This window comes from Acetobacterium wieringae (assembly GCF_026646375.1).
Classification (GTDB): domain Bacteria; phylum Bacillota; class Clostridia; order Eubacteriales; family Eubacteriaceae; genus Acetobacterium; species Acetobacterium wieringae_A.
On record NZ_JAIPPU010000016.1, the window covers coordinates 77,515 to 100,556 of the forward strand.

Genomic DNA, 23,042 nt, shown 5'->3' on the forward strand with positions numbered 1-23,042 from the left:
GTTATAATATACTGGGATATGCTAAAATCTAAACAATTTTTGATTGATAAAATATTAGCAAATATTGTTGATTAAAACAATATCGATGTCATGAAAACTAAATTTGATGTCACCAAAATCAAAACTATGGTTTAAATGAACGTAAAAGATTGTAACCCGGACAGTTATAAGATATAATATATTAATTAATTAATATAAGACTATGGATAGAAAAAGGTGAAAAAATGCTGAAAATTGCGGTTTGTGAAGATGAGGAACAACATAAAAAAATTCTGGTAGACTTAATTGGACGGTATCCATTTGAAACAGAGTATTGTTTGACCACATTTGAGCATGGCTTTGAACTCGTTGAAGCAAATCGTGCGGGCATAAAATTTGACATTATTTTTCTTGATATGCGGCTGGATAACGAGGATGGTATAGATGTTGCTAATGAAATCAGAAAAACCAATGCGACGGTGCGGATCATTATAACGACCTCATTAATTGAATATGCCATCCAAGGCTATTCGGTTAATGCCAGTGATTTTTTATTAAAGCCGTTGCCGGAAGAAAAGGTGTTTCAGATTTTGAAGAAACTCGAGCATGACATCAGGCAGTCAAAGAATAATTTTCATGAAATCGAAATAAATAACGAACGCGTATTTATAAAATGTGATGAGATTCTATATTTTGAGAGTCTCGGACGAAAGATCAAAGTAACAACCTTTGATTCTGAGTATGAATATTATTATACGATTTCAGCACTGGAAAAAGAATTGGATTCGTTGCGATTTGTCTTGTGCCATCGATCTTATATTATACATCTGAAGAATGTCAAGAGCATCAAAACTAAAACTGCCATTTTGAAAAATGGCATAATGATTCCGATTAGTTCCAAACGAAATCAGAAAGTATATGATGCTTTTACCAGGTATATGGCAGGATTGATGGAATGAAAGCTTCATTAATCATTCGGAATATGATGCTCTTTAGTATTCCGTTAATCAGTTTCATTATCGGTTTGAATCTTTATTTTATTGATGTTCATGCTGATAACAGGCATCTGTTGGGAATTGTTTCTCTGGGGGCTTTGATTTACATTAACGTCGTTGTTTTTGTGATCTTAAATGTTCTTGGGCACGAATCGGAAAAAATCAATCAATATAAAAATGCCAATGCTCAATTGGAACTACAACAGAAGCATTACAAAGAAATGCTCGAAAAGAACCACGAAGTACGCGGATTGTGGCACGATATGAATAACCATCTGATCACGATGGAGTATTTGATCAAAAATCATGCCAGTGATGAAATTGAAGATTATTTGCGGCAATTTTACGAACGACTCCAAAATTCTGCTGATCTTAATCGATCAGGAAATCATGTGGTGGATGCGTTACTGAATTATAAGATTAAGGTTGCTACTGATCATCAAATTAATTTTCTGCACTACATCGCCATTCCGGAAAAACTGAAAATTAACAGCATTGATTTGTCCATCATTCTGGGAAATCTCCTTGACAATGCCATTGAGGGGTGTATGCGAGATACACGACTGAATCAGGAGAAAATAATCAAGTTTAATATGTATTATAAGCGGGAGAGCTTATTGATTGACATCGAAAACACAGTTGATGAAAAAACGATTCAAAAATCAGGAAACAATATTGTAAGTAGCAAACGGAATGATGCAGATCATTATGGATACGGGATTTCCAATGTTAAACATGTGTTGAAAAGTTACGGAGGGAACATGGTTTATCAAATTCTTGATGACCGATTTAAATGCACAATTCTAATTCCACTGGATTAGTGCACTCTGATCAAAACCATACAAACAGTGAAATATGGTGTTTGTAAAATTGACAAAAGCGAGTGGATGCGATATATTATACAAGCATTTAAAGCATTAGGTTGAGGTGGTTTGTTGAAAGAAAAAGAATTGTCCCGTTTAATCCATGTCGCTCAATTGTATTATGAGCAGAATAAAACCCAGTCGGAGATTGCCAACGAACTGGCGATATCCCGACCTGCGGTCAGCTACCTGCTGAATAAAGCCAGAAAAGCAGGCATTGTAAAAATTGATGTCTTGTCCTACTATCGCACGATTAAAGGACTCGGCAATGAGTTGTGTGATCGTTTTAATCTGAAAAGCTGTCACGTGGTCTCGCTCCCGGAGGATCTTTATCAGACGGGTGCTGAAGTTTTACTGGAATTCTTACCCAAAGCGAAGCTGTTGGGGCTGGGTTGGGGTTATAATACCAACAAAGTAATTTCTGTTTTACCCCAGCAAAAACAGGGAGGGGTCAGTGTTGGAATAATTTGCCCATTAATTGGCGCCATAACAGCACCGCAACAAGGATATCATCCTGACGAACTGGTCAAAGAACTTGCCGATAAAACCGGCTATCACGGGGAGTATCTTAGTTGTCCGGCAATCCCTGCTACGGTAGAGGAACAACTGGAAGCGATGGAGTCGGAAGCGTTTAAACAAGTCGAGGACTATTGGAGACGACTTACGACGGCGTTTATAACCTTGGGAAGCTATCCTTCCGTACCGGATCATGGGTCGGCAATGCGCTTTGGAAAAAAACTGGTTGATGAAAAAGCGATGGGTTGTTTGCTTTCGTATTTTTTTAATCTCCAGGGGGAACAGATTCAGAGTGATGACGATTATGCGATCCAGATACCGCTTGATTTATTGGCCCGAGTACGCGATGTGATTGGTTTTGTACCCCAGGAAGCCAATGTTTTTTCAGTAATCAGTGGATTGAAAACAGGATACGTTAAGCACTTGGTGATCACTGAAGCAGTGGCAAGTGACGTAATCAAACAAATGGATGAGCCCAAAAACGTTTAGTACAAAAAAGCCGGAGCACTTTGATATGCTCCGGCTTTTTTAAAGCATGATATTATATTGGTGGTATTTGATATCGGAAAGGGGCTTACCAGCTACCACCGCCACCGCCACCGCCACCGCCACCGGAGAAACCACCGCCTCCGGAGAAGCCGCCACTGCCAAATCCTCCGGATCCAGAGTTGGGCGGAACAATAATATCGGATGTGATCGTGTTCATGCTTCGCATTAAACTTGATACGAATAATACTGAGGTAAAATTATTGCCGTATGTAGTCCCATAATACCAGTTGGGCTGCTCAATGGCAATCGACTCAAAATTTTTGGCCCATTTATCGGTTACCCCCAATACATAGGCGTAGGGTAAAATATTAAAAAAATACTGGGGGTTTTCATTGACCAGGGCCAGAATTCGGTCTTTTTCGGCTTTCTCAATAAAGTTCTTAAAGCCGAGTACCTGTCCCAACCATAATCGACCAATTTCCGTCCGCTGGGTAGCGATAATCTGAAAAAAGCTGGTGCCAAAGGTAGCGCCTAATGCTAACAGTGCCGGAAGAAGCGTATTGTATTCCAACAGAAAATTAACAACGAGTAACAGAAGTACCGCTACAAAAAGGATTACAATTCCTAGGATCAGGCGACCCACTGTTTTTTTTCGGGCTACGCCCTTGCGATTGCGCAGGGCAGAGGTGATAATATTAGCGCCAACAATCGTGGGAGCAGCAGCAAAACAGGAGACGATTCCGACAAAAATCAGACCTTCAAAAAAAGAGGTCAGCATGCCCAGTTTATAGGCGCCGTTAATGACATAAGCTAAAAGCGGTAGTGTCATAAAAATACTGATGACCGCCAGCCCGATTTTTGAAGCCGGAGTAAAGATTTGATGATCAGGGAGCTCAAAATAGCTTTTAATCTGTTCTTTAGTGGCCACGATGGTGTCGTAAAAACTGGCTGGAACACTGACGGTTGAAAAACTGTCTTTTTGATCAAAAATATTATTGAACAAGGTATGCTCAAAATCTTCAGCGTTATCAGGCAGATTTTTAACCTTATGGAAGATGAACTTTTTCTTGTCAACCTGTTCAATGGTCATGTAACCCTTATCGGCCCAATACATAAGCAGAGACATAACCTCTGGTTTATCCAGGGTACCATCAATAATAAAACCAATTTGGGAGGGGGTAAAATTCTGTGGTGGATAGAATTCTACGGTTTCGACTGGCTTTTTATCCCGGCCTGTGAATAGCCAGATCAAGGCACCGCCAAGCAGGGACAGGCCAAAAACAATATACATAATAGGGATGAACTCATCGCCTGTAAATGCGCCGACAAAATATCCGTTTGGCAGATTGATTTTAAGGGTGACACCTTGATAATTGGAAAGGGGCCGGTTTAAAGTGCCTTCGATGGTGTTCCCGGTGACGGTAAAATCAACGGCATCGGTGATGGTGCTGCCGTAGCCGCCGGAGATAAATTCTACTTGAGTTGGATCAAAGGGCTTTGGCATGATGATTTTGAAATGAGCGTTTTCAATGCTGGTATCCCAATTCTGGGGAATAATGTTAAAGTACACATCATCCATACTGTCAATTTTATCATCGCCGGGATTCCAGACATAGGAAATCGGATACGTTTGGGTACCGTTGACATATTTGTCGGCATCCCCAATTTGAATCACGACATTGCCATTTTCAGTGGAGGTCTCATAATTAAAATTATCCACAGTAACATCCGTTAGCCGGGCATTGTAGGATGTTTCTACCGGCTGTCCGTTTATCTCCCGATAGAATGTTCCGCTATAAGGAATATAGCGATAGATACCGTGGCGGGGCTCTGTAAAGGTGACAGTGATGTTTTCCTGAACCTGATAGGCATGGTTTTCCAAAACGTTCATGGTAACATCATATTGGTTGATATCAAAATATTCCTGGGCAAAGGTGCTTCCGGGAAAAAGAATTCCTAAAAGAAGAAAGCCAAGAAGTGTAAGAATGATTGGTTTGCGTTGCTTTTTCACATGGTTTACCTCCCAAATATTTGTATAGACGGCACTGTAACAGCGCCGTCTATTTTTGTTATATAAATAGATATCCCGATGACTCAGATCGAAATCAGTTAAATTTAACCTGGACGTTTTCCCGTTCGGAAGCAGACCCAACTTCAAAGAAGGGTTGCTTTTTGAATCCAAAGATACTGGCCACCAGATTACTGGGGAAGGATTCAACCTTGGTGTTCATGGTGCGGACAACGGCATTATAGTATTTTCGTGAGTTGGCAATTTCATCTTCCAGCATTTTTAACTGTTGTTGTAAATCCAGAAAATTGCTGTTTGCCTGCAACTGGGGATAAGCTTCAGCCACTGCGAAAAGGCTTTTCAGGGAGCCGGATAACGCATTTTCATTGGCAATTTTTTCGTCGATGCTGGTTGAATTCATGGCGGCCGTTCGGGCTGCTGTTACCTTGGTAAAAGTTTCTGACTCATGGGTGGCATAACCTTTAACTGTTTCGACCAGATTGGGAATCAGATCATATCTCTTTTTAAGATAAACATCCATGGTGGAAAAGGCTTCTTCTACCTGGTTTTTAATACTGACAAAGCTATTTCGTGATAAAATAAGCCATAGGCCGATGATCACAATAAGACCGAGAATAATTGGAATAGCAATCATTTTTTATAATCCTCCTTAAACAATTTTACTGATATTATTATATCACGTCACAATAAGGGTCACAATATAATTAAGGGTTACTTTCAGTTTTTAAAAAAGCGAGAAATATTACTGGTCCTAAACCAATTAATCCAGTTAAGAGTAGATTTTTGCCTTGTTGGATAATCGCTTCTATATTATAATTAATATTAACAAAAACTTTGGATAGGTGATTAAGAAGTATACAAGGAGAAAAAATGAACTATTCGCATATACTGTTCGATCTTGATGGCACGCTTATCGATTCAAAAGATACAATCCGTCGTTCAATGGAGTACGCCTTAAAAAAAATGAATGTTCCCAATCCGGAAATTTCCAATATTGAGCCATTAATTGGCCCGCCGATGCTGAAGACTTTGCAGGAAGTTTATGGTTTTTCGCTGGCAGAAGCAAGAATCGGCTACGATTTTTATCTGGAAGAATATGTTGGGAACGGACAGATGTATCAGGCACAGCTTTATCACGGCGTCAAAGAAACCATTCAGACACTTCATCAAAAAGGTCTTTTTTTAGGTGTGGCAACAACCAAAAACGAAACCAACGCCCGGAAAATTGTTGAGAGCTTGAAGCTTGACATTTCAGTCAGTCGGGTTTACGGCACGTACAATGACGGCACCCGTAGCAATAAAAAAGAAATTATTACCAGTCTGTTGGAGGATAATGGGGTTACTGATTTCGCCAATGCATTAATGGTCGGCGATCGTCATTTCGATATTATTGGTGCCAGAGAGGTCGGAATTGATTCAGTCGGTGTGACTTACGGATGCGGCAGTGACGAGGAACTACGACAGGCTGGAGCCACGCATCTGGCTAGCAGTATTATCGAACTATTGGAGATAGTAAATATCTAGGAGGAAATCATGGAATCAAAAAATCTTAACTTGGAACGGACAGCTTTAATAAAGGGCGATCTCAAATTCACCAATTTTGGCCAGATTATCAAGTCTACTTTGTTTAAAAAATTGGTAACGACATTTATCGATGAACTGACTGTAAAAAAGTCCTATCTGTTGCAAACACTGGAGCCCTTTAAAAATGACAAGGGCGAGTTTAATAAAACAGCCTTCATTGATTTTGTTTATCTGCTGAATATTAATTCGCTTGATGAGATTATCCATTCCGGATATTTTGATATCCAATTTACATATGAAGAATATTCCCAGCTATTTTTGGGATTTTTGGAAGGATTTTACAACTACTGGCGCAGTATTCAACGTTTTATGATTAAAACCGATGCGTATAGCCCGGATGAAAATACCAAACGATCCAAAGCTTATTCTCTGGCATCCAACAATGACGCCTTCAAAAAAATGGTGCTGGATCTTTATCGCAATATCCACTTCAATGTTACCGGAAAAAGCGTCAGTATTTATCGGCAGTTGCCCAGTGGTGCTCAGGTAGCTTTTCTAACAGACAAATTTGAGTTTGACCGGGGAGTTAAGAGCAAAAATGATTCATTGTATAATGTCCCCTTTGTCTGGGAGGCGATTTTTGAGCCACCGGTGATTTTTTATACGCAATCCAGTAAGCGTGATGGGATTTTTCCGGTAAAGGATAAACGAATTCTGCAAAAATTCTACCTGGATTGCGATGAATGGTTCGCCATCCCGGTAAAGGTCGGCCGCTTATTGTCGATTGTTTATGTTCAAAAAGAATTCTTAGCTCTCGGAGCAGGCTTGTTTAATCTGTTTGAAATGGCTACTCCAGAAGAATTTACTAAACAAAAACCAGATGCGGTGGTATTTTTTGGGTTGGACGGAGCGCTTTTTGAGGATGATGAAAAATTGGGCTTTGTCGCCAAAGAAGATGATGTATATTATGGGCTCTTGCCTGACACTGCTGAGATTGATTACTTTGGTTATATGAAAAAAATGATGTTGACACTCCATAATATCATTCAAATTGAGAAAAAAGCAATGCCGGTTCATGGTGCCTTTGCCAAGATTCGGGTTGGCGGGCAGAAATCGGCCAACATCATGCTGATTGGTGATAGTGGGGCCGGTAAATCAGAAACGCTGGAAGCCATCAACAAGCTCCCGAAAGAATTAGCATGTGACTTTGATATTCTGATCGATGATATGGGTTCCCTTCACTTTAGTAAAGAAGGTGAGCTGATGGCCATAGGCACCGAAATAGGCGCCTTTGTGCGACTCGATGACCTACAGCCGGGGTACGCCTACAGTACCATGGATCGTAGTATCTTTATGAATCCCAACATTGTTAATGCCCGTGTTATTGTGCCGCAGATGTCCTATGAAGAAATTTCGAAATCCACCCGGGTGGACTTTGTTTTTTACATTAACAACTATGAAGAAATCAGTGAGACCACGCCTCCAATCGAACTGTTTGACGATCTGGATCAGGCCTATGCAGTCTTTTCTGAGGGCAAACGGATGGCCAAGGGTACCACTGGAGAAGTGGGGATTACGACAACCTACTTTGCCAACCCCTTTGGGGCGGTGCAGTTAAAAGAAGAGCATGAAAAAATTGCCAAGAAAACATTTAAAAAAATGCAGGAAACCGGTGTGCAAATCGGGATGATCCGAACCCAGCTGGGGATTCCCAACTATGAACAGAATGGACCGTTCCAGGCTGCCCAGGCACTGATTCAATTTATTGATAAACTAAATAAATCGGAATAATTTAGATGTTTTATTTTTACAAAATCTGGTATATAATTAGAGTAAGTTTATAATCATTATAAGGGAGGAAAAAATGGGTAAATTACAAGGAACACAGACGTTAGTTAATTTAATGACATCTTTTGTTGGTGAATCGCAGGCAAGAATGCGTTATACGTATTTTGCATCCATCGCAAAAAAAGAAGGTTATGTTCAGATCAGCGAGATCTTCACAGAAACAGCCAACAATGAAAAAGAACATGGTGAGTTGTTCTACAAACACATTGCGGCCAATGAATACACATTAGGCAATGCGGTTGAAATTCCGGTGAGTGCTACTTTTCCGGTAGCTCTGGGGGATACCAAAAACAATTTATTGCATGCAGCTTCCGGTGAAAATGAGGAATGGAATGAACTTTATCCGAAATTTGCGGAAATCGCCAAGCAGGAAGGCTTTGATGAAATAGCTGAAACCTGGCTCCAGGTTTGTGTAGCTGAAAAAGCCCATGAAACCCGTTATCTGAAACTGGCAGCCAATATTGAGCTGGGTCGTACCTTTAAACGCTTCAGTGATGTCAAATGGAAATGCGGTAATTGTGGCTATATTTATGAAGGTGCCGAAGCGCCTGATCTTTGTCCAGCCTGCAAACATGCTCAAGCCTATTTTGAATTGTTTGTCGAAACATATTAAAAATATAATCGTAAAACCAAAAAGAAACGGGGTCAAATCCGTTTCTTTTTGGTTTCTTTAAAAAGCTTTTGTTATTTTTCAAATGGGAAGTGGTATTGTTCCAGTCCCAGTTCGGCTTTAATATCCAAAATGTCTTTAATCAGTGCTTCATTTACCGGGGTGCCTTTGTCTTTGCGATCGAGCCATGCTTCATATTCCTTTTCACCGGCGGTATAGATCCGTTCCTGACCGGGCATTTTTTCTGAGGCCCGCAGGTCTCTTAAGATATCGCCAGTAATTTTTTTAAAGGATTCCGGTTCGGTAAAATTTTCAATGTTTATTGCAATAAAGAAATGGCCAAGATGATAGGGTTGCGCCTTGCCGTTAGCGTCAAAACCGAGTAGGCCTTTCAAGAACGAGCCGCTCTGTAGAGCCGCCGAAAGGATTTCCACGAAGGTGGCATAACCATAACCCTTATAACCGCCGGTGTCTTCGCCGATGCCGCCCAACGGCGTCAGAGCCGCCTCACCTTTGACTAAATCAATCAGGATCTGTTTGGTATCGGTGCGGCTGCGTCCTTGACGGTCGATAACCCAGCCATCCGGGAGATCTTTGTTTTCGCGGTCATAAACTTCAATTTTGCCCCGCTGGGAAACCGAGGTGGCACAGTCCAGTACAAACGGGAAGGGCTCATCACTGGGTACCCCTACAGTAATCGGGTTGGTGCCCAGCATGTTTTCAACTCCAAAGGTTGGTGCAATCGATGGGCGGGCATTGGTGCCGGTCATCCCGATCATATTATTTTCGATGGCCATTAGCGGATAGTAGCCGGCAAAACCATAATGGGTGGAGTTCCGGACGACAGTCATTCCCATGCCGTAGACCTTGGCTTTATCAATCGCCATCTGCATGGCTTTTTTAGCAATGACATGGCCCATGCCATCGTGACCATCAATGACAGCGGTGGTAAACGTTTCTTTGATGACTTCAAATTCTGTCACTGGATTTTGAATGCCTTGCTTGATCCGGTCGTAATAGATTGGTTTTAAACGGCCGATGCCATGAGAGTCAATTCCCCGTTTATCGGAGGTAATCAGGATGTCGGCACAGATCTTGGCGTCGTCTTCAGGTACGCCGATCCCTTTTAAGGCGTCGGTCATGAATGCTTCCAGAATGTCGAAGGGGATGCGGTAGGTGGTTTCGTCTTTCATTAATAATTCTCCTTGTCTAATTTGCAATATATTTATTGAGTGATAACAATTTTATCAACATAAGAAGAGGTAGCGGCGTGAAGCGCTCCGACGTAGTCGCAGCGCAGGCTGATGATGTCGCCGACCTGATAGGTGGTTTTGGCATCAGTGACGTCGATAACCAGATGATCGGAGCTGGAACCTTCAATCGTCAATTCCGGCAAGAGGGGAAAAATATGGTCAGTATCGGTGTCCTGGCGGCCCAGACCGCAGATGGCTCGGCGACGGATTCCTTTATCCTCAAAAGCGGGGATTTCGCCGAAGGCATTGCGTCCGATTTCACCGACAGGGTAGGTGGGTTTATCCTGAAGCTCAAGAATCTCCACATCCAGAATGAAGGCATCCTGATGAAGGTAATCATAGCAGTGATAATAGGCCGACTCCCGGCCAAAGAGGATCACATCACCCAGACGCAGGTTGTTGATTTCACCAGGAAGCGTTTGATTATCGACCAGATAATAGGCGCTGGAATTCCCGCCGGAGATGATCTCACAGGGAAGCTGATATTTATCTTCGATCCGGGATTTAACCTTAAAAAAAGCCCCAAAGGTTTGGGGAGTAGGGATGGTGGCACCGACGCAGGTTGCATTGGTGGCAATGCCACGGAGCTTGATATTTTTCATCGCAGCAATTTCTTCGATATCCTGATCCAGCTTCGCAAAAGCGGTTGTGATTAAGTCGTTCATTTCTGGCTTAGCAGGGTTTCCGTCTCCGATAAATAGACCTTCTCGTAAATCACCAAGATCAAGCATGTAGAGAACGCCATGGATTTTGCCTTGCGCACGGGCTGCCTGGTTTAACAGCCGGATAGTTGTTATTTCGCTGTTTAAAGATAGCGTCGCGTAGGCGACGGCATGATTAACTTCACTGGGCATCGGCACCCGGATCAGCCATTTTTCACAGGGGAGTGGGGCCAGATTTTTTAGGTTTTTTATCCGGGAATCACCGATTGTAGTAGCGCCTCCGTCCAGAAAAGCCTGGGCAATTTCCAGGTTGCCGCCGGTACATTTGGTGACAGCAGTGACAGCGACACCTAATTTAGTGGTGCGCTGGATAACGGCTTGCGTATTTTCAACTATTTTTTTCTTATTGATTTTAAGTAAGGGATACATAAATGCTCCTTTGCAGTATTCTGGTGTTCAGTATATCATAAGCGAAAAAAAAGCACAAATGATTGACAGCGGTTCCGCCCTTATTTATAATGAAGGTTGAAGATCATTAGGAGACCGGAAAAAGTTCGTCCCTTTTCGGGGGAGCGGATTTTTTTTTCGCAGCGGCGGATTAAAAAAGGATTTGTTCCTTTTAATAGATGGTTTATTTGGCTGTTGAATGGGTTGTCAAAAATAATAAAAGCTTACTGTTGTTCTGATTTAAGCAGGGAGAAACAGGCAGGCGAGCAAACGGAGGAAATATGTCAACATACGAACATAAAAGAATAGAAGAGCGCTGGCAGAAGCATTGGGAAGAAAATGAAACCTTTCGGATGGAAGAAAACTCAGATAAGGAAAAATTTTACGGACTGGTTGAATTTCCCTATCCCTCTGGTGTCGGGCTTCACGTTGGACACGTACGTGCCTACACATCCCTGGAAGTGATTGCCCGAAAACGACGGATGGAAGGTTTTAACGTCCTCTTTCCAATTGGCTGGGATGCCTTTGGCTTACCGACTGAAAACTATGCCATCCAAACCGGGCGTCATCCCCGGGAAGTTACTGATGAAAACATTGCCGTTTTTACCAATCAGTTAAAGCGGATCGGTTATGCCTTTGACTGGGATAAAGAGATTGATACCACTGATCCGAAGTATTATAAATGGACCCAATGGATCTTTTTACAGCTATTTAAACATGGCCTGGCTTTCAGGGATCGAACCTATGTCAATTTCTGCAATGGTTGTAAGGTGGTGCTGGCCAATGAAGATTTCCGGGATGGTAAATGTGATCGCTGCGGCAGCGAAGTAGTACAACTGGAAAAAGACGTCTGGTTTTTAAAAATCAGAAACTATGCTGAAGAATTGCTAAAAGGTTTGGATGACGTTAATTATCTGCCGCGGATCCGCCTCGAACAGGAAAACTGGATTGGCAAATCAGTGGGTGCCGAAGTTGATTTTACCATCGCCGGTTATGACAAAGCGCTGCGGGTTTTTACCACCCGGCCAGATACCCTGTTTGGTGCCACCTTTATGGTTATTGCACCTGAACATCCACTGATAAACGAACTGTCTGAAGCAATAACAAATGTGGATGAACTGGTCGATTATCAGGAACAGGCCAAACGCAAAACTGAATTTGAGCGGGTACAGCTGGCTAAGGATAAAACCGGGGTACGGATTTTGGGCATCCAGGCGATCAATCCGGTGACCAACACTGAGATTCCAATTTTTATCGCCGACTATGTCATGATGGGCTACGGTACCGGTGCAATCATGGCCGTACCTGGCCATGATACAAGAGACTGGGATTTTGCCAGAAAATTTAAGCTGCCGATTATTGAAGTCATCAAGGGCGGCGACGTCAGCGAAGCCGCATACACTAATACCGATTCCGGCGAAATGGTCAACTCCGGCTTTTTAAACGGGTTGGAAGTTAAGGAGGCGATCCAGAAAACCATCGACTTCCTGGAGCATGAGAAATTGGGTAAACGTACCATCAATTACAAAATGAAGGACTGGGCTTTTAACCGTCAGCGTTATTGGGGCGAACCGATTCCGATTATTCATTGTCCCAAATGTGGGATGGTACCGGTGCCCGAAGATCAATTACCGCTTGAATTGCCGATGGTGGAAAGCTATACTCCCACCGATACCGGTAAGTCACCACTGGCCAATATTCCGGAGTGGTATCAGACCACTTGTCCTCAATGTGGTGGAGCGGCTGAACGGGAAACAGATACCATGCCCCAGTGGGCTGGCTCCAGTTGGTATTTCCTACGTTATTTTGATAACAAAAATGATCAAGCCTTTGCTTCGCCGGAAAAATTGAAATACTGGATGCCAGTAGACTGGTATAACGGCGGGATGGAACACGTCACCAGACATCTACTCTATTCACGCTTCTGGCATCAGTTTTTGTTTGACATTGGCTGTGTACCGGTGCGGGAACCCTATGCCAAACGAACAGCTCAGGGGCTGATTCTTGGCAACGATGGAGAAAAAATGTCCAAATCCAAGGGCAATGTGGTCAACCCCAATGTCATCATTGAGGAATTTGGGGCCGATACTCTAAGAACCTATATTATGTTTATTGGGGATTATGAAAAAGCGGCGCCCTGGTCTGATAACGGTGCGAAAGGCTGCCGCCGCTTCCTCGATCGGGTTTGGAAGCTTCAGGAGATTGTCACTGATGAAGCGGGCTATGGCCAGGCATTGGAATCATCCATTCATAAAACCATTAAAAAAGTCAGCGATGACTATGAAGAAATGAAATACAACACTGCCATTGCGGCGTTGATGACCTTACTTAATGAATTCAACCGGGAAGGTTCAATTACCCGGGACGCCTTTAAGACCTTTCTGCAATTGCTTTACCCGGTAGCGCCCCATATCACATCCGAAATCTGGCAGAATATGGCCATGGGGGGAACCCTTGATGATGCTGCCTGGCCTCAATATGATGAAGCCAAAACTGTAGATGATGTCATTGAAATGGCTGTCCAGATCAATGGCAAGGTTCGGGGCACAATTACCATTCCAGTGGCAGCCGATAAAGAGGCGGCCAAGGCGATTGCTCTGGCTCAGGAAAACATCCAGGCTTATACCCAGGGTAAGACTTTCGTTAAAGAGATTTACGTTCCTGGAAAAATTTTCAACATTGTGGTAAAATAGCAACGATGAAAGTGATTCATCTCTATACCGATGGTGGATGTCGGGGTAATGGCAAAGAAGGTGAGAATCTAGGTGCCATTGGCGGTGTGCTGATTTATCCCGAAAAGAACGTGACCAAAGAATATCGCCGGGCTTATGAAAACACCACCAACAATCAGATGGAATTGTTGGCGGTGATTGAAGGCCTGAAACTATTAAAGGAGTCTTGTGAGGTTCATATCTACAGTGACTCGGCCTATGTTGTCAATGCCTATCTGCAGAACTGGATTGGCGCTTGGAAAGCCAAAAACTGGACCCGGGGTAAAGCCGGAGCATTAAAAAACCGGGAAATCTGGATCGAATTGGATCAGCTGGTCAACCGTCACAAAGTGATTTTTCACAAAGTTAAAGGCCATGCTGATAACCCATATAACAACCGGGCTGATTTACTCGTAAACCAGGCCATGGATGAGTACCAGTTGACGGAATAATGCTAATAATTTAGCTCAAACGAAAAGGACTTAAACCAAAATCTGGTTTAAGTCCTTTATTTATGCGGTTTTTTAGCGTTTATTAAAAAGCCATCAACAGGCCTTTATCGTTGGAATAGTAGGTGGTTAAGCCGTGCATTGGAAAGATGTAAATTTCTTTGAGATCAAAGCGTTTTTCCAGCAGATCCTTAAGAATTTCGGCTTGGCTGAGATTATTACAATGGGTAATGACCACCGGAAACTGCGGTTGGGTCTTGATCTTTTCTTCAACCATGCTGGCAAGACCAGACAGCGCTTTTTTGATGCCTCGGGCTTTTGTGACGAGCTGAATTTCGCCTTTGTCATCAGATCTGAAAATCGGCATGATTGAGAGTGCGGAAGCTACGGCACCTGCCACCCGATTCATACGGCCGCTCTTGACCAAATTAGAAAGATCTTGAAGTAAAAACCGTAGATTCAGGGTCTCCAGATAAAGGGATAATTTTTCACTAATGGTGTCAAAATCCATGTCGCCACTTTTGATCAGATCCCGGAGTTTCATCACCATTAAAATCATTACCGGAGAGGTGGCGTGGGTATCAAAGAGGCTGATTTTCAGGGAATCATCTTCTTCAAGAACCATATTTTTAGCAACCCGGGCACTGTTGTAGGTGCCGCTTAATCCAGAAGTCATTGTAATCACATAACTTTCCTTATTTTTTCGCAGTTCAGCCGCAAAATCCTCGGGGGAGGGGCATGACGAAGAGGTTGCTGTTTTTTCAGCCTTCATTGCGGCAATCAGCTCCTTGGGGTTGAGGGTTTCATCATCGATGAATTCGTGATTGCCAACGATAATTTTTAAAGGAACCAGCGAAAAATCAATCCCGTCCTTTTCCAGAAAATCTTTAGGCAAATCACATGAGCTATCACTGATTATTCGTGGTTTCACATTTAATTCCTCTTTTCAATCATTTATCTTTTGAGATTTATCTTTACGATGCTGATCAGTGAAACAGCTAAAGTTCACATTCAGCTGTCAGTAAACAAGCCAATGGTAAACGAATATGCTTAAAAAGAGCTTTCGTTAGTTTAAATGGATTCTGTCAGATAGGGAACACTGCCTGTGAGTGTTAACTGGGTTAGAACATCCTGAGTGATCAGGTTGGCCGCCTGACCATAGTAAATTTTACCCAGACTGTTTTTTATTGAAAAACGCTTGATTTCGTTTTCCTTGAGTGCATCAATGGCAAGGATCAGTTCGTTAAAATTATTGGCAACAACTGCGGCTCCCTGCCGTTTAAACCAAAGGGCGTTTTCGCCTTCTTGACCAGGGGTAGGGTTATAAAGAATCACCGGAATTTTTTTGGTAACCACCTCACTCAGGGTGATACCGCCCGGTTTGGTGACCATCAGATCACCAACCGTATAGAATTCATGAATATCCGGAACAAAACCGAAGATCCGTGTATTTTGAAGGCTTTCCATTTCAAGTTCCCGTTGGAGATGTTGATTTTTGCCGCAAATGACAATGGTCTGGAGATTATTCATCCGATCAGTTCGTTGACAAATTTCTTTGATGTTTTTCAGTACCCCATAGGTTCCGGCAAAAATGATCAGGATTTTTTTATGGGGGTCGAGATTATATTTTTTTAGGATGGCCTGACGGTTTTCCCGGGCATAGAAAGCGTCCCGGATGGGAATCCCGGTTTTTATAATTCTTTCCCGGGGAATGCCCTCACAGATCAGCGTCTCTTCAACGTTTTCGCAGGCAACATAATAACGATCGGTTTCCTGATGAATCCAGGGTTTAGGAATGCAAAAGTCAGTGACCACGGTAAAAAGCTTGATATGGGGGTAATTATCCTTTTTAAGAATTGCAGAGATGGTATAGCCATAAGTGTTGATAATGCAGTCCGGTTTAAATGCATCAACCATTTTTAATAAGGCTTTGCTGGTAAAATTCCAGAGGTTATACATCAGTTTATTATGCGCATATTCTTCGACATCATAATAAACCCGTTCATAAAAGCTGCTGCCAATCGAATAGGAAAGCAGATAGGATTTTTCGATCATCCGGTTGAGAGTAGGATTGGTTTTATCAAACAGATCCTCAACCGAGACAAGATGCCCCCGGGCTTCAAAACTTTCTTTAAGGGTTTGGGCTACCATTTTATGGCCCGACCCGTGGGAGCAGGTTAAAATTAATATTCGTTTAGGTTCTAACATGGTAATCCGTCCTTTCATGAGATTTTTGGCGAAAATCTCCAAATAACGTATATCGTTAGTTTAGTCAGAAAGGATTAGATTTCCATTAGAAAACTAGTCATCGACCTCGATTCCTAAAATGCAGACATCATCGGACGGGAGTTGACCCTGTTTAAATTTGGCACAGGCATCAATGATATGGCCGCCCAGGAGGTTGATCGGTAGATCTGGGTTTTGCTTGACCACTGAGATGATCCGGTCCATCGAGAATTCTTCCCGCTCCGGGTTTTTGGCATCGACGAGACCGTCGGTAAAGAGCAATAGTTTATCGTTTCGAGAAAAATGAAGACGCATATCAAAATAGTGCATGGTTTTCATAAATTGCTGTAATCCCAGCATCGGCAGGTTGGGTTTAAGCAGCTCGATCTTGTGATTGGCTTTTAAAAGCACAGCATCGGGATGTCCGGCGTTGGCAAAAAATAAAGCTTCTTCGCTGGGATCTAAAACCAGAGCGATGGCGGTAAAAAAGGTGTTGTCCATTTGCTGACTGATATCGGACTCGATCTGCTTTAAAACCAGGCTGGGAGACTGGTTGATGCGATTGTCTTTCATGGAATAGGAATAGCTGAGTTTGATCATGCTGGTAATCATTGCCGCATCGATACCGTGACCGGTGGCATCGGCGATTAAAAGACTGATCTTGCCATCATCCATAAAATGAAAATCATAGAAATCTCCGCCGACTTTGCGAAAGGGTTTCAAATAACTATAAAAATGATAGTGATCGGACACAAATGAGCCTGGGGACGGAATAATCTTCTTTTGTAGGTTTTGAGCAAATTGTAATTGTTTATCAAAAAGTGACACAAGCGATTCATAGTGATCTGAGGTATTCAAACGGTGACCTCCATAAGGTTCAATTTTTTTTATTATAGCACATTATTTTGAAATGTTATGCTGATTTCTTTAAAAATGATTGAAATTATTGATACTTACCCTTATAATGAAGTTATCAATATGAAATGAGGTGTCTAAAATGATTGAATTTGTATACGGTTCAAAAGGAAGCGGCAAAACAAAAAAAATGATTGACATGGCAAACACTGCGCTGGAGACCTGTGAAGGGGATATCATTTTTCTTAATGACAGAGACAAATATCGAGTAAAAGTAGATACTAAAATCAGATTCACAAACCTGGAGGAGTTTGGCATCGTAGGAACAGATCAGCTTTTTGGCTTCATTAGCGGGGTTATTGCAGAGAATTATGATGTGAAAATTATTTTTATTGATAACACCTTACGATTGATTGATTATCAGTCATCAGAGGACATTTGTAAAATCGTTCAAAAAATTCAAGAACTTACAGAAAAACATGATATAAAATTCGTTCTCAGCTTAAGCTGCGAAAAAGAAGAACTGCCAGAATGTGTCACTAAATTAATATAAACGTTTCAGACGAACCTGATTAGTAATAAAACGGTTCGTCTGTTTAATCTTATGAGGAAATAAATAAAACCCATGACAGACTATCGATATAATACCTATTCGATTTGGCTTAAAGAACGCTATGGCGAAAAAGTTTACAAGATACCGATCAATATTCCGGTGACATGCCCCAACCGTGACGGTACCCGGGGGAGCGGTGGCTGTGTGTATTGTGGTGCCAAGGGTGGGGGCAACGAAACCCTGTCTGATCAACTGTCCGTCAGTGAACAGCTGAAAAAAAACATTGCCTATATTGGCAAACGCTATCACGCCAAAAAGTTCATTGCCTACTTTCAGAGCTTTTCAAACACCTATTGTGAATTCTCTGACTTTAAAAAATGGATGATCGAAGCGCTTCGTCCGGATGTGGTGGAGATTTCGGTTTCAACCCGGCCGGATTGCATTACCGACGAGCAGCTTAGCTTTCTGGAAACAGTTAAAACCGAACAAGGCGTTGAGGTAACGATCGAGTTGGGATTACAAAGTGTCAATGAAGAAACCCTGAAAATCATTAAACGGGGCCATACACTGGCTGATTACGAACAGGCCATCGATCGGATTAAAGCAGCGGGTCTGTTAACCTGTACCCATATGATTTTGGATCTTCCCTGGGATAGCGAAGCTGATGTGATCAATGGTGCGAAGCTTTTGTCCCGCAAGAAAACGGATTTTGTCAAGTGTCATAGCTTATACATTGAAAAAGACACGCTACTGGAACAATGGTACCATCAAAAAAAGCTGACACTTCTCTCGAAGGATGACTATATCACCCGGGGAATTTTGTTTTTGGAGTATCTCGATCCCCAAATTGTGGTGCAACGGCTAATTGGCCGGGTGCCAAAAGAGGACTCTGTTATTACCAACTGGAATACCAGTTGGTGGAAAATTAAAGATGAGCTTGATGCTCACATGAAGCAGGAAAACAATTACCAGGGACGAAAATTCTCTGGGATCAATAAAAAGAGGTAAAGTCCTTGGGAACAAAATATTGGCAAGAATTTCTCATCCCTTATCATCAGGCAGTGGATGAGATCGTTTTAAAATTCACAAGTTTAAAAGAGCAATACGAGAAAATTGGCGAATATTCACCGATTGAGTCGGTTTACGGCCGGGTTAAGAGTGTTGCCAGTATTCTGGAAAAAATACATAATTATGGGGTAGATATTGAAGCCCTGGAAGAAACCATTCAGGATATCGCCGGCATTCGGATTATGTGCCAGTTTGAAGAAGATATTTACGAGGTTGTCGAGCTGATCCGGAAACGGACCAATTGTGATATGGAAGTTGTCAAGGTAAAGGATTATCTGAGCGAAGCCAAACCAAGTGGCTATAAAAGCTATCATCTGATCATTCGTTACCCGGTTTTTTGTGTGTCCGGTAAACAGTCGATCTTGGTGGAAATCCAGATTCGCACCCTGGCGATGAACTTCTGGTCGATCATTGAACATTCCTTAAACTATAAATACAAGGAAAACATCCCCGAAGCCATTAAAATGCGGCTAATTAATGCGGCTAATGCGGTCAATGATGTTGATCGGGAAATGTCATCGATCCGTGAGGAGATCCAAAGTGCCCAGCGTCTGTTTGGTCTTAAATCCAGTTTGGTTACCAGCATTCTTGACAATATCGGGCATTTATACAAACTCAATCATGGCGATAAGGCATCCCACTATGAAAAAATATTTGATGACCTGTTTGCTCAGGAGGATATTATTCAACTGATCTTATTACGAAAAGAATTGGAATCGGAAGTCAATAAGATCGAGTCTGAGGTTTAAGAATCAAAAAACATGCTTGTTAAAAAAGAACAGTATGTTATAATAACACTTTGTAAAACATATATAAACGAGGAGGTTGTCGATGTCTGGACATTCAAAATGGTCGACTATTAAACACAAAAAAGGAAAAGCAGATGCGAAACGTGGTCAAATTTTTACCAAGTTAGCAAAATATATTGCGGTGGCATCCCGTGAGGGTGGCAGTGATCCGGATATGAATGCAAAATTAAAAGAAGCCATTGCAAAAGCGAAGGCTGCAAATATGCCCAATGACAACATTGACCGGGCGATCAAAAAAGGCGCTGGTGAATTACAGGGTAGTGTCTATGAAGAAATTATCTACGAAGGTTACGGTCCTGGCGGTGTGGCGGTGATTGTTGAAACCTTGACTGACAACAAAAACCGAACCGCTGGCGATGTTCGTCATGCCTTTGATAAAAATGGTGGGAATCTCGGTACCAGTGGGTGTGTGGGCTTCCTGTTTACCAAAAAAGGCCAGATCATGATTGAAAAGGCCGATGGTCTGGATGAAGAGGCGCTGATGATGCTGGCCCTCGATGCGGGTGCTGAAGATATTGAAACCGCTGAAGAAGGCTATGAAATCAGCACCGAGCCGGTGGATTTTGGCCAAGTATGTGATGCCCTGAAACAGGAAGGCTACGAATTGGCTTCAGCTGAGATTGCAATGGTTCCATCCACCGAAGTCGAACTCACTGATGCTACAGAAATTAAAAAAATGTTAAAAATGATCGATATGTTTGATGATAACGAAGATGTTCAGGCAGTTTGGCACAACTGGACAGGTGAGGAAGATGAATAAAAATACCCCGTTCAAACGTTTTAAAGATGTTGTTCTTTATATCGTGATAACCATTTTTCTGATTTTTTTAACCTCATCTTTTGTGATTGAGGATGTCTATTCGGCAGCGGATCAGTTAACAATGACTGAAAAAGGAATTTCAGATGTTTATTCCATTGCCGTCGGGATGGAACCCAAAATGCTGACCATCAATAACGGAGAAACAGATACAACGGATAAGACCACTGAGCTCAAAACCGATGATGGGACTACAATTGTGATAACCGAATACTCATTGGGTGATAAAAACGAAGAGATTCTTGAATATCAGCAGATTTTATATTCATTGGGTTTTTTGATCAGCCAACCCTCCAGTGAACTCACAGAAGAGGTTCAGACGGCTATTAAAACCTATCAGGCGATGAAGGGGCTGGAGCAAACCGGAAAGCTTGATCGCTCTACCATTATCTCATTGGTTGCCGAAGACGTTAAATTTGAAAAAGGTGACAGTGGAAAAGTACTGCAAACTTACCAGCAAATTTTAGTCGCCCAGAAATATCTGGCCGCCGAGTCAGCCACGGGAACTTTTGATGACGCTACTGAGGCGGCGGTGAAAGCTTTCCAAAAAGCTAATGGGCTTACCGAAACTGGAAAAATTGATGCTAAAACCATCAAAGCACTGGATGCATTAAGATAAAATTTAATAGGATCATCATAAAGCCGTCAGAAGTGGCGGCTTTGTTCGTTTGAAGGTTTACAAAAACCATCTATTTGATATAATGACAATACACATAGGATTATTTTTCATAGATGGGAAAAGAGGAAGAAAATGAAAGTTGTCACACCTAAAGAAATGGCGGTTATGGATCGCCATGCCGTAGCTGCCGGAACACCCAGCGTTGAATTGATGGAACGTGCGGGGCGTGCTTGCGCCGAAGTTATCAAGGAGGATCTTGAGAAAGAGGCTCAGATTATTATTTTGTGCGGACCGGGTAACAATGGTGGTGATGGACTGGTCATCGGCCAGTCATTGATTGAGGATGGTTATACCGTCCATCTATTTTTAACCGCAGATCCAACAAAATTGTCCGAAGACAGTCAGATCTGCCTGAAACGACTGAAAGATAAAAATATTCCTATCCGCACCCTACTGGATGACGCTGATTTGGAAGATCTGAGTCTGATTATGAAGCGGGCTACCCATGTGGTCGATGCCATCTTTGGGACTGGCCTGATGGATAAAGAAATTCCGGCTATTTACAATCGCATTTTTGACCTGGTTAATGAGTTTGACCGAAAAAAAATTGCGATCGATATTCCGTCAGGTCTCAGAGGCGATATTGGTTTGACCATTGGTAATGGGATTTTTGCCGATAAGACCATTGTGATCCAGAATTATAAAACAGGATGTCTGTTAAATGATGGGCCTGATTATACGGGTGATACCATTTTGATTGATATCGGGATTGATGAAGATAGCATTCCCAATGAAAAATACTACACGCAGGAAAGTGATCTTAAATTTCCTCAGAAAAGAAAAAAAAATACTCATAAATATGATTATGGCTCTGTAGTTGTAATTGCTGGTTCTAAAGGGATGAGTGGGGCTGGAATCCTTTCAATCGAAGGGGCCTTGAAAAGCGGCGGTGGCCTGGTGACCTGCTATGTGCCCCAGGATATTTATATTTCAGTGGTGGCCCGAGCCCCGGCTGAAGCCCTGATTAAAACGTATGACTGTAATATTACCTCGGATGACATTAAGCATGATCGAAAAAAGGTAATTTTGATCGGACCGGGGATTGGCCGGGCCAAGAACTACAGCTTTATTCTGGAGCATTTATTGGAAGGCAGTCTCCCGGTGGTGATTGACGCCGATGGTATCCATCATCTGGCGGTGGTGGTGGATTCTTTAAAAGAATCCAAAACCCCGGTTGTTATTACCCCGCATTTTGCGGAGTTTTCTAAGCTGATTGATGTGCCGCGGGAAGATATTTTAAAAGATCCCATTGGTTATGGTCAGAAATTTGCGATGGAATATCAGGTCGTGGTGGTATTAAAAGGATATCGGACGATGGTGTTTGGAACCAATGGCGAAATCTGGTTTAATTCCACAGGAAATCCGGGAATGGCCACGGGCGGTAGTGGCGATGTTCTGGCCGGGATGATTGCCGGAATTGCCGGACAAAACGTTAATCTTTTTGAAGCTGCCCGAGCCGGGGTTTTTTATCACGGCAAAGCTGGGGATTATTATGCCGATCACTTCGGCCAGAGTACCCTAACGGCACATAGCATTATTGAATCCTTAAAGTATGTTTTAAAATAAGTTGTTTAAAATCCCGGAATAACCGGGATTTTTCTCTTTGTTTGGTGATTTGAAGATTTTGAGTTATAATAATCGAATAAAGTTTGTGGCCGTT

The 23,042-nt window shown here is 42.3% G+C and carries 21 protein-coding genes; 14 read left to right on the plus strand and 7 right to left on the minus strand.

From position 1 onward, the window contains the following. Positions 1-224 precede the first annotated feature (224 nt). The 3 genes from Q7P33_RS14220 to Q7P33_RS14230 all read left to right on the plus strand — a co-directional run bounded on the left by Q7P33_RS14220 (position 225) and on the right by Q7P33_RS14230 (position 2,842). Positions 225-938: a LytTR family DNA-binding domain-containing protein gene (locus Q7P33_RS14220; protein ID WP_303871322.1), complete on the plus strand. Its 714-nt coding sequence runs from the start codon at positions 225-227 to the stop codon at positions 936-938. Continuing rightward, on the plus strand, positions 935-1,795 hold the full coding sequence (locus tag Q7P33_RS14225; RefSeq protein WP_303871324.1) for a sensor histidine kinase: 861 nt from the start codon (positions 935-937) through the stop codon (positions 1,793-1,795). The genes Q7P33_RS14220 and Q7P33_RS14225 overlap by 4 nt, the downstream gene beginning before the upstream one ends. Positions 1,796-1,909: 114 nt before the next feature. After that, complete coding sequence (locus Q7P33_RS14230; protein WP_303871326.1) at positions 1,910-2,842, plus strand: sugar-binding transcriptional regulator; 933 nt, start codon at positions 1,910-1,912, stop codon at positions 2,840-2,842. Between the two features lie 85 nt (positions 2,843-2,927). Here Q7P33_RS14230 and Q7P33_RS14235 read toward each other — a convergent pair whose 3' ends face one another. Beyond that, the gene (locus tag Q7P33_RS14235) at positions 2,928-4,853 is read right to left on the minus strand and encodes a DUF2207 domain-containing protein (RefSeq protein WP_303871328.1); all 1,926 of its coding nucleotides are present in this window, start codon (positions 4,851-4,853) and stop codon (positions 2,928-2,930) included. 94 nt (positions 4,854-4,947) lie between these two features. After that, positions 4,948-5,505: a LemA family protein gene (locus Q7P33_RS14240; RefSeq protein ID WP_250935702.1), complete on the minus strand. Its 558-nt coding sequence runs from the start codon at positions 5,503-5,505 to the stop codon at positions 4,948-4,950. Positions 5,506-5,741: 236 nt separating this feature from the next. On the opposite strand from Q7P33_RS14240, the gene Q7P33_RS14245 reads away from it, so the two are divergent. The 3 genes from Q7P33_RS14245 (at position 5,742) to rbr (ending at position 8,856) form a co-directional block, all read left to right on the plus strand. Beyond that, positions 5,742-6,395 carry an HAD hydrolase-like protein gene (locus Q7P33_RS14245; protein ID WP_303871330.1) on the plus strand — a complete coding sequence of 218 codons (654 nt, stop codon included), beginning with the start codon at positions 5,742-5,744 and terminating at the stop codon, positions 6,393-6,395. Between the two features lie 9 nt (positions 6,396-6,404). Then, positions 6,405-8,186 (plus strand): hypothetical protein, encoded by a 1,782-nt coding sequence (locus Q7P33_RS14250; RefSeq protein ID WP_303871331.1) that lies wholly within the window; start codon positions 6,405-6,407, stop codon positions 8,184-8,186. A 73-nt stretch (positions 8,187-8,259) separates the two neighbouring features. Next, on the plus strand, positions 8,260-8,856 hold the full coding sequence (gene rbr / locus Q7P33_RS14255; protein ID WP_303871332.1) for a rubrerythrin: 597 nt from the start codon (positions 8,260-8,262) through the stop codon (positions 8,854-8,856). Between the two features lie 71 nt (positions 8,857-8,927). Here the strand turns inward: rbr and Q7P33_RS14260 are convergent, their stop codons facing one another. Beyond that, on the minus strand, positions 8,928-10,046 hold the full coding sequence (locus Q7P33_RS14260; RefSeq protein WP_303871334.1) for an Ldh family oxidoreductase: 1,119 nt from the start codon (positions 10,044-10,046) through the stop codon (positions 8,928-8,930). A gap of 32 nt (positions 10,047-10,078) precedes the next feature. Further along, the gene (locus Q7P33_RS14265) at positions 10,079-11,197 is read right to left on the minus strand and encodes an alanine/ornithine racemase family PLP-dependent enzyme (RefSeq protein ID WP_303871336.1); all 1,119 of its coding nucleotides are present in this window, start codon (positions 11,195-11,197) and stop codon (positions 10,079-10,081) included. 299 nt (positions 11,198-11,496) lie between these two features. Here Q7P33_RS14265 and leuS point away from each other — a divergent pair, with 299 nt between their 5' ends. Next, positions 11,497-13,908 carry a leucine--tRNA ligase gene (gene leuS, locus Q7P33_RS14270; protein WP_303871337.1) on the plus strand — a complete coding sequence of 804 codons (2,412 nt, stop codon included), beginning with the start codon at positions 11,497-11,499 and terminating at the stop codon, positions 13,906-13,908. A gap of 5 nt (positions 13,909-13,913) precedes the next feature. Next, a complete protein-coding gene (locus tag Q7P33_RS14275) occupies positions 13,914-14,378 on the plus strand; it encodes an RNase H family protein (protein ID WP_303871339.1) in 465 nt (154 codons plus the stop codon). 82 nt (positions 14,379-14,460) lie between these two features. Here the strand turns inward: Q7P33_RS14275 and Q7P33_RS14280 are convergent, their stop codons facing one another. From Q7P33_RS14280 to Q7P33_RS14290, 3 genes are all read right to left on the minus strand, one after another. Beyond that, entirely contained in the window at positions 14,461-15,306 is an 846-nt protein-coding gene (locus tag Q7P33_RS14280; RefSeq protein ID WP_303871341.1) for a DegV family protein, read from the minus strand. A 140-nt stretch (positions 15,307-15,446) separates the two neighbouring features. Continuing rightward, complete coding sequence (locus Q7P33_RS14285) at positions 15,447-16,583, minus strand: glycosyltransferase (protein WP_303871343.1); 1,137 nt, start codon at positions 16,581-16,583, stop codon at positions 15,447-15,449. Between the two features lie 93 nt (positions 16,584-16,676). Continuing rightward, entirely contained in the window at positions 16,677-17,459 is a 783-nt protein-coding gene (locus tag Q7P33_RS14290) for a PP2C family protein-serine/threonine phosphatase (protein WP_303871344.1), read from the minus strand. 139 nt (positions 17,460-17,598) lie between these two features. Between Q7P33_RS14290 and Q7P33_RS14295 the strand changes: the two genes are divergently transcribed. From Q7P33_RS14295 to Q7P33_RS14320, 6 genes are all read left to right on the plus strand, one after another. Beyond that, a complete protein-coding gene (locus Q7P33_RS14295; protein ID WP_303871346.1) occupies positions 17,599-18,009 on the plus strand; it encodes a hypothetical protein in 411 nt (136 codons plus the stop codon). A 72-nt stretch (positions 18,010-18,081) separates the two neighbouring features. Beyond that, positions 18,082-19,017 (plus strand): TIGR01212 family radical SAM protein, encoded by a 936-nt coding sequence (locus Q7P33_RS14300; RefSeq protein WP_303871347.1) that lies wholly within the window; start codon positions 18,082-18,084, stop codon positions 19,015-19,017. Positions 19,018-19,022: 5 nt separating this feature from the next. Continuing rightward, the gene (locus Q7P33_RS14305; protein WP_303871348.1) at positions 19,023-19,826 is read left to right on the plus strand and encodes a GTP pyrophosphokinase family protein; all 804 of its coding nucleotides are present in this window, start codon (positions 19,023-19,025) and stop codon (positions 19,824-19,826) included. An 82-nt stretch (positions 19,827-19,908) separates the two neighbouring features. Continuing rightward, positions 19,909-20,646, plus strand: a complete 738-nt coding sequence (locus tag Q7P33_RS14310) for a YebC/PmpR family DNA-binding transcriptional regulator (RefSeq protein ID WP_303871349.1) — start codon at positions 19,909-19,911, stop codon at positions 20,644-20,646. After that, positions 20,639-21,322, plus strand: a complete 684-nt coding sequence (locus Q7P33_RS14315) for a peptidoglycan-binding protein (protein ID WP_303871350.1) — start codon at positions 20,639-20,641, stop codon at positions 21,320-21,322. Before Q7P33_RS14310 ends, Q7P33_RS14315 begins: the two co-directional genes overlap by 8 nt. Before the next feature lie 132 nt (positions 21,323-21,454). Then, complete coding sequence (locus Q7P33_RS14320; RefSeq protein ID WP_303871351.1) at positions 21,455-22,948, plus strand: NAD(P)H-hydrate dehydratase; 1,494 nt, start codon at positions 21,455-21,457, stop codon at positions 22,946-22,948. Positions 22,949-23,042 lie beyond the last annotated feature (94 nt).